Source organism: Bacteroidota bacterium, from assembly GCA_036522515.1.
Classification (GTDB): domain Bacteria; phylum Bacteroidota; class Ignavibacteria; order UBA10030; family SZUA-254; genus VBOC01.
In genome coordinates this window covers 373,510-388,481 of the sequence record DATDFQ010000043.1, presented here as the reverse complement: position 1 = coordinate 388,481, position 14,972 = coordinate 373,510, and the positions used below count along the sequence as shown (strand labels likewise).

Sequence of the window (14,972 nt, the reverse complement as noted above, 5' to 3'; positions counted from 1 at the left end):
TGGTTACCTTTCAACGAATTTCCCACGAATCGTACGACCAATGGCGAACGAAGAAAAAAACCGGCTTCTTCTTACGCAACTCATCCTGATGTTCGAGACTGCCGCGCTCCAGCACATGGGGAAATTGAAAAACCCCTTCAGCGACAAGATCGAGCGGGACCTCCCCCAGGCTCAAATTTCGATCGATATGCTGGAGATGCTCCATTCCAAGATGAAAGGGAATCTCATCCCCGAAGATGACAGGATGTTTTCAAACGTGTTGAGAGACCTCCGGCTGAACTACGTCGAGGAAGCCGGCAAAGCGCCGCCCGAAGCGGCCCGTCCCGCGGCGCCCCCGCCGGAACCGGAGAAACCCGCGGACGCGAAATGAAGTTCGGCATCGTCGGAAATACCAACAAGCCGGTCATTACCGAGGTCACCGCGACACTCGTGCGCCACCTCCGGCTCAAGGGCTTTCCCTTTGTCGTCCAACAGGAGCTCGCCGAGATGTACAACCGGCACGACGGCGCGGTTCCGCTCGCCGCGGCCCAGGTGGGCACCCGGGAGGAGATCCCCCTGCAATGCGACCTGATGATCGCGCTGGGGGGGGACGGAACCATGCTGACCGCCGCCCGCGTGGCGGGTCCGCGGGGAGTCCCGATTCTGGGGGTGAATCTCGGCAAGATGGGGTTTCTTGCGGAGCTTTCCGTCGAAGAAATGGCGGCCTCTCTCGAGGAGATCGCCGGCGGGGCCTATCTTCTCGAAGAGCGAACGGTGCTGCAAACCAGGAACTCGAAGGACGGAACCTGCAGCTCCTCCCTGAATGAGGTCGTTGTCGACCGCGGAATCTCCCCGCGGGTCATCCAGCTCGAAACGCATGTCGATGACCAGTACCTCGTGACGTACGCCGCGGACGGGATCATCGTGAGCACTCCGACGGGCTCGACCGGCTACTCTCTCGCCAGCGGCGGGCCGATCGTCGAACCGAGCAGCCGGGTCCTCATCGTGACGCCGGTTTCCCCCCACACCCTGACAGCCCGCGCCATCATCGTTCCGGATGGGAGCCTGATCAGGATTTCGGTGAAGTCGGCCTCGACGCCCGTGCACCTCACCGCGGACGGACAAACGGAGGGGTTTTATGATACTCCGGCGGTCTTCACGATCCAGCGGGCTCCTTACACCGTGAAACTCGTCAAGCGATTGAATCGAAGTTATTTCAACCTCCTTCGCGCGAAACTCTCCTGGGGGCGCGACCTGAGAATCGATCCGAAGGAGTAGCGCGACTGGCCAAGGCGATCCCCCTTTCGAAGTTCGTGTGCCAGTCGTGCGCCTACGAATCTCCCCGCTGGACCGGCAAGTGCCCGAACTGCGGCGCATGGAATTCCTTTCTGGAGGAGCTCGCAAAAAAGTCCTCTCCCGGAAGGAAGGCCGGGCGCTCCTCCGCCCGCGCGCTCCGGCTCGGGGAGGTGGAGCTCGTCGATGAGGAACGCATTGCCACACAAAGCCCGGAGGTCGACAGGGTCCTGGGAGGGGGGATCGTCGCTGGCTCCGTCATCCTGCTCGGAGGCGACCCGGGGATAGGAAAGTCCACGCTCATGATGCAACTTGCTTCCCGCATCCGGGGCCGCTGCGTCCTCTACATCTCCGGAGAAGAATCTGCGAAACAGATCAAGCTCCGCTCCCTGCGTTTGGGTACCGCCGAAAGCGAGTCGTTCCTGATTCTGACCGAGACCGACCTGAACGCCATCTCGGAACTCATCGACCGGAACCCGCCTGATGTGATCATTGTCGACTCCGTGCAGACGATGGTCCGGCCGGAGCTTGAGGCGACGGCCGGCAGCGTTTCCCAGGTCCGCGAGTCGACCGCGTTCTTCACCAGGATCGCGAAAGAGAAGACGATCCCCGTCTTTCTGATCGGCCATGTCACCAAGGACGGCGTGATCGCCGGCCCGAAGGTGATCGAGCATATGGTGGATGCGGTGCTTCAGTTCGAAGGAGATCAGCATCACGCCTACCGCATTCTCCGCGCGGTGAAGAACCGGTTCGGATCCACCGACGAAATCGGTGTGTTCGAAATGCGCGACACCGGACTCCGGGAAGTCGGCAACCCCTCGGAAGTCTTCCTCTCCCAGAGGTCGCTCGGATCATCCGGATCGATGGTCGCGGCGACCATCGAGGGGACACGGCCCATCCTTGTCGAAGTGCAGGCCCTCGTCACGACCTCGAGCCGTACCGTCCCCGAGCGCAACACCACCGGCGTCGATTACCGGAGGCTCGGGCTGCTCCTTGCGGTGCTTGAGAAGCGGCTCGGAATGACGCTCGGCAGGCAGGACGTGTTCGTGAACATCGCCGGGGGAATCCGGATCGACGAGCCCGCGGTGGACCTCAGTATCGCCCTTGCGATCGTAAGCAGCATGCGCGATCGCGCAATTGATGCGGGATCGGTCGCAATCGGAGAGATCGGTTTGAGCGGCGAGGTGAGGACGGTCGGCCAGATCGAGAAGCGGCTCCAGGAGGCGGCGAAGCTGGGCTTTCAGCGGGTTCTGATCCCCGCCCTCAGTCTCAAAGGCCTTCAACCCCCGAAGGGAATCGACGTCATCGGCATCGGGCGCATCGACGAGGCCGTCGGCATTCTCTTCACCTGACCGGCCCACCCGAAGGCGATCTTCCATGCATCCGATTCTTCTCGCCACGAAAAACCCCGGAAAAGTCAGGGAAATTACTTCCATCCTTTCCGGATTGCCGGTGAGGATCACGAGCCTGACCGAGCTTCCGGACTCGCCCGATGTCGTCGAGGACGGGGAGACGCTCGAAGCGAACGCTTTGAAAAAAGCCTCCGAAATTTATGCGAGGTTCCGACTGCCGACGATCGCAGATGATTCGGGGCTGGAGGTGTTCGCGCTGGGGATGAGACCGGGGGTTCTCTCGGCCCGGTATGCCGGGGAGCATGTGAGCTACGATGAGAACAACCTCAAGCTCCTCAGGGAGCTATCGAACGTTCCGCCGGGGGCCAGGAAGGCTCGCTTCCGGTGCGTCGCGGCCTTTGTCGCCGCGGGCGTTGTGAGAACGGCCGAGGGGATCTGCGCGGGATCGATACCGGAGAGGCCGGAGGGGGAGGGGGGGTTCGGATATGATCCGCTCTTTATCCCCGACGGCTATGACCGTACGTTCGCGCAGCTTTCGGCCGGCATCAAGAACCGGATTAGCCACCGGGCTATCGCGTTTCTGCAGATGAAAGAGATTTTGCGAGAATACGTAAATAATTTTCCATAATTCTGAGTTCGCAAGATTTTTGATGTTGTAAAAAATCTTGCTATTAAATTACGAGATGATTATCTTATTCGAGAATTATCACGATGTCGCTGACTGGATGGCTGAAGCGATCCGCACGAAGTAAACATCTGGCCCCCGCCTGGGAATTTCAGGTCCGTGGGATTATTTGGAGGTTGCTACCGTCGGGAAAAGGACAATTTGTCGGGGAAGAGCGGAATATCGGAGAGAAGCGAGTCTCGTTCTTCTGCATAGACGCGGAGAACGGAGCGCAACTCTGGAGAGATCTCCGTTTGGCGGAACCGTGGTGGATCGGTATTGAGGCACTCCACGACGACCTCGTCCTTCTCCACGAATACGCGATGCCCGATTTTCCCGATCACAAGAAGATCCATGCCCTTGATCTGTTCTCGGGAAAATTGCGTTGGTCCAACGAGGAGGTCACCTATCTCTTTTCGCAAGGAAACGGCATCTACGCCGCCAGGGATCAGAGCGACGGACGGACCTACCTGGAGCTCGATCCTATGACCGGCGGGGAAACGCGTGAGCTGGAGGGAGAGGCTCTGAACGCTCTCCGGAAGTCTGTCCGCTACGAGGAGAGGATCGATTTTCCCGTTCCGTTTGTGCATCCAGGCAGCGAAGGGGAGGACGTCGCCGGCACGATCGCAAAACTGGTCTCCGGCGCGGGGAGGGTACACTTCATCGAATATCTTCGCAAAAAAGATCTCCTCGGCGTCGCCTATTATGCCGCGACCGGAAACGATCCGGTCGAACCGCTCCTGGATCACCATTTTCTCATCGCGGAAGAAAAGAGCGGCCGGATTCTCTACCGCGACATCCTCAATTCGCGCGCCGCTGCCGCTGTGCCCGACGCATTCTTCGGGCTGGGCGACCGTTTTTATTCGATTTCGGAGAAAAGAATCCTGAGAGCGTTCGACGCGCAGACGGGATCGGGACCGCATGGCTAGGATCCGGGTCAAGCACGTCGATGCGTTCACCACCGTGGCCCATACCGGGAACCCTGCCGGCGTGGTGCTCGACGGCAAAGATTTGAGCGACCGCGACATGCAGGGAGTCGCGAGGGAAATGAATTTGTCGGAGACCGCATTCCTCCTCCCCTCCTCGAGCGCGGAGGCGGATGCCCGGATCAGGTGGTTCACCCCCACAACGGAAGTGCCCCTCTGCGGCCATGCGACCATCGCGGGGTTCCACGTTCTGGCGGAGGAGAACCGGATGAACATGACCAAGGAGGGAAAGTACCAGTTCCGGCTTGAGACAGGATCGGGAATTCTCCCGGTCGACGTGACCAAGAAAAACGGACTGATCTCAATCATGTTCGGCATGAAGATTCCCGCGCTCGAACGAGCGCTCCCCTACAAGATCGACCTCGTCCGCGTCCTGAACGTTTCCATGAGCGAATTCGACAACCAGCTTCAAATCGTCCGAAGCGACTATCTCCTCGTCCCGCTGAAACGTCTCCACACGCTGTTCTCCATCAAGCCGAATTTTCTGGCGATGGCGAACTTTCTGGATTCCCGGAACCTGCGGGGCCTCTGCGCGTTCACCACTGAGACAGTCGACAGGGAGTCCGTCGTCCATTCCCGCTTCTTCGCTCCGAATACCGGCATCAACGAAGATCCGGTGACCGGCTCGTCGCACGCTCCGCTTGCGGTGCATCTGTTCGAAAGCGGAGTCCTCGACCTCAAGAACGGCCGGTGCGTCTTCCAGGGGGAGCAAGGCGACGCCATCGGGAGGCGCGGGAGGGTGACCGTCGAGCTTGAGGTGGCCGACACCAGGCCGGTCTCCGTCAAGATAGGCGGGAACGCCGTGACGGTTCTCGAAGGCGACATGCTCCTGCACGACTGAACGAACGCCCCCGACTCCCGGCACACGCATGACGCTTCAGACCGGATTGTTCCTCGTTCTCCTTCTCGCTTCGATTTCCTTCTTCGTCCTGAACGCACGGCGGCTGATCCGCACCCTCGCGATCGGGAAGGCCGACAACCGGACGGACAGGCCGCTCGACCGCCTCAAGAATGTCCTGATCGTGGCGTTCGGGCAGTCGAAACTTCTGAGGGAACCCGTCGCCGGAGTGATGCATTTCTTCATTTTCTGGGGATTCGTGATCCTCCTTCTCGCGATTCTGGAGACCGTGGGGGAGGGCTTCTCGACCGGATTCACCTTCTCGTTTCTCGGCCCGCTCTATCCGCCGCTGGTATTCCTCCAGGAGCTCCTCGGGCTGCTCGTGGCCTGCTCCGTCCTCTTCGCGCTGTTCCGCCGCTATGTCCTCAAGCCGAAGCGGCTTGAGGCGGGGGGCCACGCGCGGCTGGATGCGACGGTCATTCTTCTCCTCATTCTCCTGATCATGTCGGCGATGTTCGGGCAGAACGCGGCGAATCTTGCGCCCGGCGGAGAGCCTGCGGCCGCGTCCCGCTTTGTCTCCCGGGCGGTCGCCGCGATCTGCTTCCCCGGCTGGCAGCCCGGTGAGGTCGCCGGGTGGTTCGCCTTCTTCTGGTGGGCCCATATCCTTCTGGTGCTCGGGTTTCTGAACTACCTTCCGTACTCCAAGCACCTTCATATCCTTTCGTCCATCCCGAACGTCTATCTCGCAAAACTCGGGGCGAGGGGGACCCTCAAACCCCTGAATCTCCAGGATGAGCAGGCCGTGAAGTTCGGAGTTTCGGATGTCGAGGACCTGACATGGAAACAGCTGCTGGACGGGTATACCTGCACGGAATGCGGCCGCTGCACCGCAGCCTGCCCGGCTGCGCTCACCGGGAAGCCCCTTTCTCCGAAAAAGATCATCGTCGACATACGGAGAAGGCTTGTGGAGAAGGCTTCAGCCGGCGCGGAAGCGAAGCCGGAAGAAGCCGGCAAGCCGCTTCTCGACGGTTACATATCCGAAGAGGAGCTCTGGGCGTGCACGACCTGCATGGCGTGCGTTCAGGAGTGCCCCGTACAGATCGAGCACGTTGACGCGATCGTGGACATGCGGAGGTACCTCGTCCTTTCCGAATCGAGATTTCCGAAGGAGTTGCAGGCGACGTTTCAGAACCTCGAGAGGAATTTCACCCCGTGGGGGTTCAGCCACTCCACGAGGGCCGATTGGGCGAGGGGCCTCGACATTCCCCTCGTTTCGGAATCACCCGAAGCGGAGATCCTCTTCTGGGTCGGATGCGCGGGGGCGTACGACGTCCGGTACAAGAATGTGTCGATGGCCTTCGCAAAACTGATGAAGATCGCCGGAGTCAAGTTTGCGATCCTGGGAGGCGAGGAAAAATGCAACGGGGATCCCGCCCGCAGATGCGGCAACGAGTACCTGGCGCAGATGCTCATGACCGAGAACGTTGCGACGCTGAACAAGCATGGGGTGAAAACCATCGTCACCACCTGCCCGCACTGTTTTAATATCTTCAGGAACGAATATCCCCAGTTCGGCGGAACGTACAGCGTCGTCCACCACACCGACTTCATTATCGGACTCATCGATTCGGGGCGCATCAAGCTCTCGAAGGAGAAAAAGGCCACGATCACCTACCACGATTCTTGTTACCTCGGTCGGTACAACCAGGTCTACGATCAGCCGCGGGACGCGCTGAAGGCGATACCGGGGATCCGGATCGAGGAGATGACCCGGTCGCGCGACCGGGGATTCTGCTGCGGCGCCGGGGGAGCCAGGATGTTCATGGAGGAATCGACGGGGAAGCGGGTGAACATCGAGCGGACGGAGGAAGCCCTTGCGTTGAAGCCCGACGTGATCGGGACCGCCTGCCCCTTCTGCATGACGATGATGACGGACGGCGTCAAGGCGAAGGAAGCCGCCGAGACGGTGCAGGTAAAGGATATCGCCGAACTGGTGCTGGAAGCCGCGGAGGGGTGACCCCCGGTTACCGGCCGATCGATTCGATGGGGTTCCTGCGGATGAGCATGAGGATCGCGGATTGCGGAACGATCAGGTACTTCTTTTCCTCGTACTCCATTTCGATCGCCTGCTCGCGCAGAAAGATCGCGTAGTCGCCTTCTTCCGCCTGGAGAGGAATATATTTCACCGGATCCCTCGGGGTCGGCGACCACGACTCCTGATCGATAAAGTTGGGGTTCGGCACCGGGTAGCCCGGACCCACCTTGATGATATAGCCGCTCTGCACCCGTTCCCGCTCCTTCACATTGGGGGGAAGATAGAGCCCGTGCTCGGTTCTGTCCCGGTCGCTGTCGGGGATGACCAGCACCTTGTCTCCCACCACGATCATCTCTTTTCTGCCTGAATGTTCCATAGCGCCTCTATTGGGAAAGGAATTTCTTCAATTCGTCGAAGGTGCCGAACGTCCTGGTGACGCACCCGAGGATCCAGCCCGGGATCTCCGGAAGCGGATACGAGGTGACGAGATAGATCGGCTTTCCGAAGAACCGCGCGATGGTCAGCTCCCCCTTGGTGCCGGCGCCTTTCGCCGCGCCTTCATCCCAGTAACAGATGACGTAATCGGACCGCTCGGCGATTTCACGGCAATCCTGTTCGACGAGCCGCCCTGCTATCTGCCGGTAGAGCGAAACGTCGTCGCGTTTCAGCGCGCGAAAATCGACACCCGGATGATGGGCGCTGAAAAAGCGGTCGCTCTCGACGTTCGGGTTGAAGACTTCGTGTTTCAGGCTCTGCTCGAGCCACTGTTGCAGGTCACGCCGCCAGTGGACCCCCTCGCCGGCCGCATATTCCATCCCTCCCGATAAGTAAGCCCGCATCCCGGTTATCCGAACCTGTGAATATCCATGAGAGGGAAGAAGAGGGTATACCCGGCCCAGAGAACGGCGCCCACGGAGAGCGGGATGGAAAGATTATCGTCGATGTCGACGGGAAGGGCCTCGACGATCGCCCCCGCAAGAGCGGCGGTCGCGCCGATCGCATACTCTCCGGCCCTATACTCGATCTTCGGAAGAATCGCGACCACCAGAAGGGCGCTTCCGAAGAAGGCGGCGCTTCCCTCCAGGCTCTTTCCGAAGAAGGGGTGCTTGCCGAAGCGCTTCCCGACCAGCGCGGCGGTGAGATCGGAGATGATGAGGATCATGAAGCTCGTGACGGCGATGATCTTCGGGAAGATCAACACGGCGAGGGTGGCAGCAATCAGGACGCAGGTCGCTCCGGTCAGCCGTTTCTTTTCGACGCTGGTCTCCCGCACCCGCAGAAGCCGTCCGAACGTCCTGAGAATCCAGGACTCCAGGGGCTCGTGGTAATAGCGCGCGACATCGACCGCCACGAACGCGACGGTCACGGGGACGAGCGCCGCCAGGGCCACGGAGCGGGGGAGGTAGAAATAAAGGACGGGAATCAGGATCGAACAGAAGTGGATCGATTTACGGATCAGCTCGATGCGATAGCTATCGACATCGGAGAGCTGGTCAGGGCTTCTGTAAATCTCCGATGTTGTCCGGTCGGGAGCGTTCGTCACTGGTGGCTTTCGGGCCTTGTTCTTGTCCGTTCGTGCGGCGATCGACCGGCGGCAGAGTCTCGCCCCGGATCACTTTGTCGATTTCGTCGCCGTCAAGGATTTCGCGTTCGAGAAGCGCAAGGGCGAGACGATGGAGGGCGTCGACATTCTCGCGAAGGATATTCTCCGCGCGGTCCATCCCGGCGGTGATGATCTTCTTCACCTCTTCGTCGATCGCGATGGCGGTGCTCTCGGAGTAATTCTTCGACCTCGTAATCTCCCTTCCCAGGAAAATCTCCTCTTCCTTCGCGCCGTAGGCGAGAGGGCCGAGCCGCTCGCTCATCCCCCACTCGCAGACCATCTTGTGGGCCAGATTTGTGGCCCGTTCGATGTCGTTTCCCGCGCCGGTCGTGAATTGGTCGAAGATGAGCTTTTCGGCCGCGCGGCCGCCGAGCGCGTACGAAATCATGGCTTCGAGGTATTGCTTGGAGTAGGTGTGTTTCTCGTCGATCGGCAAATAGGTCGTCACCCCCAGGGCGCGGCCGCGCGGGATGATCGTGACCTTGTGGACCGGGTCGGCCTCCGGGATCTTCCGCGCCACGAGAACGTGCCCGGATTCATGATAGGCGGTGATCTTTTTCTCCTGATCGGAGATGATGAGGCTCTTCCGCTCGATGCCCATCATGACCTTGTCTTTCGCCTCTTCGAAGTGCCGCATCGTGACGGCCTTCTGGTTCTGGCGGGCCGCGAGAAGGGCGGCCTCGTTCACGAGGTTCGCGAGATCGGCCCCGGCGAGTCCCGGTGTCCCCTTCGCCAGGACGTCGAGCTTCACGGTGTCGTCGAGGGGAATGTTGCGGGTGTGGACCTTCAGGATCCCCTCGCGCCCCCTCACATCGGGCCGGTCGACGACGACCTGCCGGTCAAACCGCCCCGGCCGCAGAAGCGCCGGATCGAGAACGTCGGGCCTGTTTGTGGCGGCGATGATGATGACCCCGCTGTTCTGTTCGAACCCGTCCATCTCCACAAGGAGCTGGTTGAGCGTCTGTTCCCGCTCGTCGTGCCCTCCGCCGAGCCCGGCTCCGCGATGGCGCCCGACGGCGTCGATTTCGTCTATGAAAATGATGGCGGGCGCGTTCTTCTTCCCCGTTTCGAACAGATCGCGCACGCGGCTGGCCCCGACCCCCACGAACATTTCAACGAATTCGGCGCCGGAGATGGAGAAGAAGGGCACACCCGCCTCGCCGGCCACCGCCCGCGCGAGGAGTGTCTTACCGGTTCCGGGAGGCCCGAGGAGCAGGACGCCCCGCGGAATTTTTCCCCCGAGCCGCTGGAACTTGGTCGGTTCCTTGAGGAACTCGATGATCTCCTGGAGCTCGACTTTCGCTTCGTCGGCGCCGGCGACATCCTGAAACGTCACTTTCGCCGCGCCCTCGTTGATGCTTTTCGCGCGGCTCTTCCCGAAGGAAAAGATCCCCTTGGTCCCCATTCCCTGCATCCGCCGCATGATGATCAGCCAGACGACGAACAGCAGGACCCACGGGAGGACGCTGAGGAGGGCGTTCATCCAGGTGTTGTCCTCCTTGGTGATCGTGAACCGGATTTCCTTGTCGTTCCAGTCCTTCACGACGCTCGCGTCGATGTAGGGGAGGGTGACCACGAATCGCTGGACGGGGAGGGTCCTGCCGGTGGAGGTCGCGACGTCCACCGATTTTTTCAGGATCCCGTGAAAATCGTAGTTGTTGAGATCCGATTTCTTGATCGTCGCGTTGTTGATCAACCCCTCCTTGAGGAGCGATTGGTACTGGGTATAGTCGAGTTCGTACTCCGTCCCCTCCTGGGAGCGGAAGAGGGTCATCACGATGAACACGCCGAGGATGATCGCGGACCAGCTCAAAACGACCTTGAGCACTTTTCCCCAGTTGAAGTCGTCGTCTCCGCGGAACTGGTTCTTCGAAGGGCGGTTTCTCCGCGGCCGGGGCAGCTTTCTTCGCAACTGCTTGTCGTTCATACGCTTGAGGTCTTGCGGATCGTTTTCCATGTCTAGATGTCTAACGTTTTTCTGCTTTGTTTAGTTAGTCGCTCAGGCGGTAAATTCCGCGCAGGTTCCGCACCTTCTGAGCGTAGTCGAGCCCGTACCCGATCACGAAGTAATTCGGGATGACGAAGCCGACATAGTTGATGGGGACGCGGATCTTTGCGGCGTCCTTTTTATAGAGCAGCGTCACCACCTTGAACGACCGGGGGTTATGCTGCGAAATCAGCCGGATCATGAAGTCCACCGATAACCCCGAATCCACGATGTCTTCCACGATAATGATGTCCCGTCCCTCGACCTGGCAATTCAGCTCCTTGAGAAGGGTGACGTTCCCGGAGCTGATCTTGGCGTCCCCGTAGCTGGAGAGCTTCATGAAATCGATCTCGCAATCGATATCCACGTGCCTGATGAGATCCGCCATGAACACGAACGCGCCGTTCAGGATCCCGATAAAGATGGGAACCCGCCCCTTGTAGTCCCTGCTCACCTTCCTGCCGAGCGCCTTCACGCGCGCCTGAATCTTCTTTTCCGTCAGATAAAGTACGAAGCGGTCGTCGTGTACCGTGATGTATTTACTCATTCATCCGGGCTGCTTCGGGGCGCATAGTCCAGCTTCATCACTCGTGTTGTGGTCGGTCTGATTTTATGCCTGTCGTCGAGCCGTTTCCCGCATACCCACACGATTTCGCCGTCCGAGACGAAAACGGGAATGGCCAGCTTTTCAAATAACGGTATTTTTTCGTCAATAAAAAAATCGCTCAGTTTCTTCTTTTCCCGCATCCCGAGGGGAACAAACCAGTCGCCTTCCTTCCAGCTTCGCAGGACGCATTCCTCGCCGAGCGTGTCCGCGTCGACGAATTCGGTGTTCGGGTCCGCCGACAGGTTGATCTCGCCGCCCAGCGCCGATCCGAACCCGAACCGGTCGAATTCATATCTCCTGTTCAGCTCGATCCGGTGCCGGTACGGAGCCAGCCGCTTCACGCGCGAAAAGACCAGCTGCCCGCGGTTCCGGTAAAAGACGGCGTCGCCGCCGATCGAGCAGGAACTTCCCGTTTCGCCCTCCGCCACGCGGAGCATGGTCTTCACCGTTCCGAAGTCGACTTCCCTCGACGTGAACCTCCGGCCAAAATGAAGCAGAAGGTGCTCGCGGAGAAACGCGGGCTGATCCAGAAGCGCCTTCAAATCGATCCGGATGGTCCGGGGAGTTTCGCGGACCAGCACCGACGGGAGGACGCCCTGTGTCACAGCTCCGAGGTATTCTTCAAGCTGATTGAACAGCTCGCCCGTCCGCCGGAGGGTTACGATCAGGTTCGGATTGACATTCCTCCGCACGAGGGGGATCACTTCATGCCGGAGAAAATTCCGTGTGTATTCGTTCCCGGCGTTCGTCGAATCGTCGCGGTACCGGACCTCGCGCTCGGACGCGTATTTCATGATCAGTTCTTTGGTGGCGAACAGGAGGGGGCGAACGACGCACTGGTCGTCCCGTTTGACCGGAATGCCCGAAAGCCCCCGGACGCCGGCACCCCTGAAGAGGTTAAAGAGGATCGTTTCCGCGTTATCGTCCGCCTGGTGAGCTGTCGCAACCCGCTGGAAGCCGAGGGAGGACCGGAGTTTCCTGAAGAATTCATAGCGCAACTCCCTGGCCGTCTCTTCGATCGATTGCCTGCGCGCATCGGCGATGTCGCGCGTATCGGCCCGTTCCACGTAGCATTCCAACCCCCGCGCGCCCGCCGCCGAGCGGACGAACGACTCATCCTGATCCGACTCTTCTCCGCGCAACCGGTGGTTGAAATGCGCGAGCGCCAGAGTCAGCTGATAATCGTCCTTGAGACGCTCGAACGCATCCAGGAGGACCATCGAATCCGACCCTCCGCTCACGGCCAGAATAATCTTCTCCCCGCGTTCGATCAGTCTGAAACGCTGGAGGAATTCCCGGAGCCTGCCGAGGAGAGATTCTGACGCGTTCATGCCTCATCTTCACCCGATAAAAAAAATTCCTTTCAGACACCCGCATCCGAAAGGGTTCGTGCGCCGTAGCGGAGGAGGGAGTCGAACCCCCGACACACGGATTATGATTCCGTTGCTCTAACCAACTGAGCTACTCCGCCGTAACTAACCGAAAATATACTACAAAAACGCAAGATATGCAAGGAGTTACGCCGCCCGGTAGTGACTCACTTTGTGTTTGTCATCCTGAGCGCAGCGAAGGATCTCCGTGCTCTATGGAGAGGAGATCCTTCGGTCGCTCCGCTCCCTCAGGATGACAAATGGCGGGAAAGTGAGGCACGACGTACAGTCCCGGACGAGTTGCGAATGGATACGATAATCCCTACTTTTCCAATCAAGCGTCGCGTCCCGGACGGCAACCGGGAAGAAAAAAATGGAGAATCTCACCACATCATACAGCATGCCGGCCCGCTTCGCAGGGGGTTCCGTCACGGCCTCGTGGGAGCCCGCGGGGGAGGGCTCCGGTGAATCCCGCGTCTCCCCCGTTTCCCCCGTTTCAATTGACGAGGCGTTCCGCTATTGTGCCAGGGTCGCAACGGCGCACTACGAAAACTTTCCCGTCGCATCGCTCTTTTTGCCTGCCGACAAGCGCCCCTACATTCAGGCCATTTATGCGTTCAGCCGCGTCGCGGATGACTTTGCCGACGAACAGGACCGTCTTCCCGCCGAGCGGCTCGCCAATCTCGACGATTGGGAGAGGATGCTCCGGGAGTGTTACCAGGGGAAGGCGGAGCACCCGGTGTTCATCGCACTCGGCGAGACCGTCAGGCAGAACCGGATCCCGATCGAACCCCTTCTGGACCTCCTTGCGGCATTCCGGCGGGACGTGACACAGTCGCGGTACGAGTCGTTCGATGACCTGCTCGGCTATTGCCGCTGCTCGGCGAACCCCGTCGGCAGGCTCGTGCTGATGATCTTCGGGCACAGGGAGGAGGCGCTCTTCGCTCTCTCGGACCGGATCTGCACCGCCCTGCAGCTTGCGAACTTCTGGCAGGATGTCTTCGTCGATGCCGCCAGGAACCGTTTGTACATTCCTCTCGAGGACATGCGCCGCTTCGGGTACGCCGAGGCGAGCTGGCTCGGCCGGGTGCCCGGGAAGGGCTACAAAGAGCTGATGAAGTTCGAGATCGAGCGGACGAAAGGGATGTTTTATGAAGGGGCGGAACTCCCCCGCCTGGTCGAGAAGGAACTCCAGGTCGAGCTGAAGATGGTCTGGCTCGGGGGGATGTCGATACTCCGCCTGCTCGAGAAGCGCGGCCTCGACACCGGCAGGAGGCCCTCGCTGGGAACGCTCCGGAAGATCATGATCCTGGTTCGCGCGCTTCTTGTCGACGACCTGAGCCGGTACGGCAGAAAGAAGAAACAGTGGGATCTGACCTAGCCTTCTTTCCGGGCGGAGCAGGGACCGTCCCGGGGAAATCGAGCTTCGACTACTCTCTCGCGTTTCTTCCGAGGGACAAGCGCGAGGCGTTGAAAACAGTCTATGCCTTTTGCCGGACGACCGACGATATCGTCGACGGCCCGGAGATCTCGGGAGTCAACGGGAAAATTGAACTTCTCCGGAAGTGGCGGGCGGAACTCGAGCACGCGTTCGAAGGCCGGTCGGAATATCCCGTCCTCAACCGCCTGAGCGCAATCGCCAGGCGCTTCAATATTCCCGTGATGCACTTCACCGAGCTGGTCCGGGGCGTGGAGATGGATCTGGTCAAGAACCGGTATGAAGATTTTGAAGAGTTGAAACAATACTGCATGCTTGTCGCCTCTTCGGTCGGGCTGATGACGCTCGAAATCTTCGGGCCGAGAAACCGGGGGACGCGGGAGTATGCGGTCAACCTGGGCATCGCTCTGCAGCTTACCAACATCCTCCGCGACGTCGCCATCGACGCCTCGTACGGCAGAATCTACCTTCCGCAGGAAGATCTCCGGCGGTTCGGCTACACGGAATCGGATCTCCTCGCGGGCAAGTACACGCCTCAGTTCCGCGAGTTGATGGAATTTGAGACCGGGCGCGCGGAGGAATACTACCGCCGGGCCAAGGATTCGCTGCCGAACGAGGACCGCCGCGCGATGTTCGCCCCGAAGATCATGGAACGGATCTACTTTCACACGCTCCTCCGCATCAAGGATGCCGGGTACAACGTGTTCGACCACCGCGTCCGGCTCCCTCGCTTCCTCCAGTTCCTGATCGCGGTGAAATACTGGGTGAAGCAGCGGCTCTTCGGCCGATGAGCCGCACCGCCCCACGCATCAAGGTACAC

15 protein-coding genes and 1 tRNA gene are annotated in these 14,972 nt (G+C 60.1%); 9 read left to right on the top strand and 7 right to left on the bottom strand.

All coding sequences use genetic code 11. From position 1 onward, the window contains the following. Positions 1-40 precede the first annotated feature (40 nt). The 7 genes from VI215_07970 (at position 41) to VI215_07940 (ending at position 7,129) form a co-directional block, all read left to right on the top strand. A complete protein-coding gene (locus VI215_07970; GenBank protein ID HEY6192246.1) occupies positions 41-370 on the top strand; it encodes a DUF1844 domain-containing protein in 330 nt (109 codons plus the stop codon). Next, on the top strand, positions 367-1,257 hold the full coding sequence (locus tag VI215_07965) for an NAD(+)/NADH kinase (GenBank protein HEY6192245.1): 891 nt from the start codon (positions 367-369) through the stop codon (positions 1,255-1,257). The genes VI215_07970 and VI215_07965 overlap by 4 nt, the downstream gene beginning before the upstream one ends. 17 nt (positions 1,258-1,274) lie before the next feature. Then, entirely contained in the window at positions 1,275-2,624 is a 1,350-nt protein-coding gene (radA, locus tag VI215_07960; GenBank protein HEY6192244.1) for a DNA repair protein RadA, read from the top strand. A 25-nt stretch (positions 2,625-2,649) separates the two neighbouring features. Next, positions 2,650-3,252 carry an RdgB/HAM1 family non-canonical purine NTP pyrophosphatase gene (rdgB, locus tag VI215_07955; GenBank protein ID HEY6192243.1) on the top strand — a complete coding sequence of 201 codons (603 nt, stop codon included), beginning with the start codon at positions 2,650-2,652 and terminating at the stop codon, positions 3,250-3,252. Between the two features lie 83 nt (positions 3,253-3,335). Beyond that, complete coding sequence (locus VI215_07950; GenBank protein HEY6192242.1) at positions 3,336-4,217, top strand: DUF4905 domain-containing protein; 882 nt, start codon at positions 3,336-3,338, stop codon at positions 4,215-4,217. Then, entirely contained in the window at positions 4,210-5,115 is a 906-nt protein-coding gene (locus VI215_07945) for a PhzF family phenazine biosynthesis protein (protein HEY6192241.1), read from the top strand. Before VI215_07950 ends, VI215_07945 begins: the two co-directional genes overlap by 8 nt. A gap of 28 nt (positions 5,116-5,143) precedes the next feature. After that, the gene (locus tag VI215_07940; protein HEY6192240.1) at positions 5,144-7,129 is read left to right on the top strand and encodes a (Fe-S)-binding protein; all 1,986 of its coding nucleotides are present in this window, start codon (positions 5,144-5,146) and stop codon (positions 7,127-7,129) included. Between the two features lie 7 nt (positions 7,130-7,136). Here the strand turns inward: VI215_07940 and VI215_07935 are convergent, their stop codons facing one another. From VI215_07935 to VI215_07905, 7 genes are all read right to left on the bottom strand, one after another. Next, positions 7,137-7,523, bottom strand: coding sequence for a co-chaperone GroES family protein (locus VI215_07935; protein ID HEY6192239.1), 387 nt, complete (start codon positions 7,521-7,523; stop codon positions 7,137-7,139). Positions 7,524-7,530: 7 nt separating this feature from the next. Next, positions 7,531-7,986: a hypothetical protein gene (locus tag VI215_07930; protein ID HEY6192238.1), complete on the bottom strand. Its 456-nt coding sequence runs from the start codon at positions 7,984-7,986 to the stop codon at positions 7,531-7,533. A gap of 5 nt (positions 7,987-7,991) precedes the next feature. Next, a complete protein-coding gene (locus tag VI215_07925; protein ID HEY6192237.1) occupies positions 7,992-8,690 on the bottom strand; it encodes an SEC59/DGK1/VTE5 family protein in 699 nt (232 codons plus the stop codon). Then, complete coding sequence (gene ftsH / locus VI215_07920) at positions 8,641-10,707, bottom strand: ATP-dependent zinc metalloprotease FtsH (GenBank protein ID HEY6192236.1); 2,067 nt, start codon at positions 10,705-10,707, stop codon at positions 8,641-8,643. The genes VI215_07925 and ftsH overlap by 50 nt, the downstream gene beginning before the upstream one ends. 34 nt (positions 10,708-10,741) lie before the next feature. Next, entirely contained in the window at positions 10,742-11,284 is a 543-nt protein-coding gene (gene hpt, locus VI215_07915; protein HEY6192235.1) for a hypoxanthine phosphoribosyltransferase, read from the bottom strand. Beyond that, positions 11,281-12,675 (bottom strand): tRNA lysidine(34) synthetase TilS, encoded by a 1,395-nt coding sequence (tilS, locus tag VI215_07910; protein ID HEY6192234.1) that lies wholly within the window; start codon positions 12,673-12,675, stop codon positions 11,281-11,283. Before tilS ends, hpt begins: the two co-directional genes overlap by 4 nt. Before the next feature lie 66 nt (positions 12,676-12,741). Continuing rightward, positions 12,742-12,815, bottom strand: a tRNA-Met gene (locus VI215_07905). A 272-nt stretch (positions 12,816-13,087) separates the two neighbouring features. Here VI215_07905 and hpnC point away from each other — a divergent pair. Both hpnC and hpnD read left to right on the top strand, forming a co-directional pair. Then, positions 13,088-14,095 (top strand): squalene synthase HpnC, encoded by a 1,008-nt coding sequence (gene hpnC / locus VI215_07900; protein ID HEY6192233.1) that lies wholly within the window; start codon positions 13,088-13,090, stop codon positions 14,093-14,095. Next, positions 14,080-14,943, top strand: coding sequence for a presqualene diphosphate synthase HpnD (hpnD, locus tag VI215_07895; protein ID HEY6192232.1), 864 nt, complete (start codon positions 14,080-14,082; stop codon positions 14,941-14,943). The genes hpnC and hpnD overlap by 16 nt, the downstream gene beginning before the upstream one ends. Positions 14,944-14,972: the final 29 nt, after the last annotated feature.

What these genes read in the sequence shown, in the direction of transcription:
- hpt (HEY6192235.1), bottom strand. Translation starts at nt 11,284, where the DNA reads ATGAGTAAATACATCACGGTACACGACGACCGCTTCGTACTTTATCTG.
- VI215_07930 (HEY6192238.1), bottom strand. Translation starts at nt 7,986, where the DNA reads ATGCGGGCTTACTTATCGGGAGGGATGGAATATGCGGCCGGCGAGGGG.
- ftsH (HEY6192236.1), bottom strand. Translation starts at nt 10,707, where the DNA reads ATGGAAAACGATCCGCAAGACCTCAAGCGTATGAACGACAAGCAGTTG.
- hpnC (HEY6192233.1), top strand. Translation starts at nt 13,088, where the DNA reads ATGGAGAATCTCACCACATCATACAGCATGCCGGCCCGCTTCGCAGGG.
- VI215_07945 (HEY6192241.1), top strand. Translation starts at nt 4,210, where the DNA reads ATGGCTAGGATCCGGGTCAAGCACGTCGATGCGTTCACCACCGTGGCC.
- VI215_07950 (HEY6192242.1), top strand. Translation starts at nt 3,336, where the DNA reads ATGTCGCTGACTGGATGGCTGAAGCGATCCGCACGAAGTAAACATCTG.
- rdgB (HEY6192243.1), top strand. Translation starts at nt 2,650, where the DNA reads ATGCATCCGATTCTTCTCGCCACGAAAAACCCCGGAAAAGTCAGGGAA.
- VI215_07965 (HEY6192245.1), top strand. Translation starts at nt 367, where the DNA reads ATGAAGTTCGGCATCGTCGGAAATACCAACAAGCCGGTCATTACCGAG.
- VI215_07970 (HEY6192246.1), top strand. Translation starts at nt 41, where the DNA reads ATGGCGAACGAAGAAAAAAACCGGCTTCTTCTTACGCAACTCATCCTG.
- tilS (HEY6192234.1), bottom strand. Translation starts at nt 12,675, where the DNA reads ATGAACGCGTCAGAATCTCTCCTCGGCAGGCTCCGGGAATTCCTCCAG.
- VI215_07935 (HEY6192239.1), bottom strand. Translation starts at nt 7,523, where the DNA reads ATGGAACATTCAGGCAGAAAAGAGATGATCGTGGTGGGAGACAAGGTG.
- VI215_07940 (HEY6192240.1), top strand. Translation starts at nt 5,144, where the DNA reads ATGACGCTTCAGACCGGATTGTTCCTCGTTCTCCTTCTCGCTTCGATT.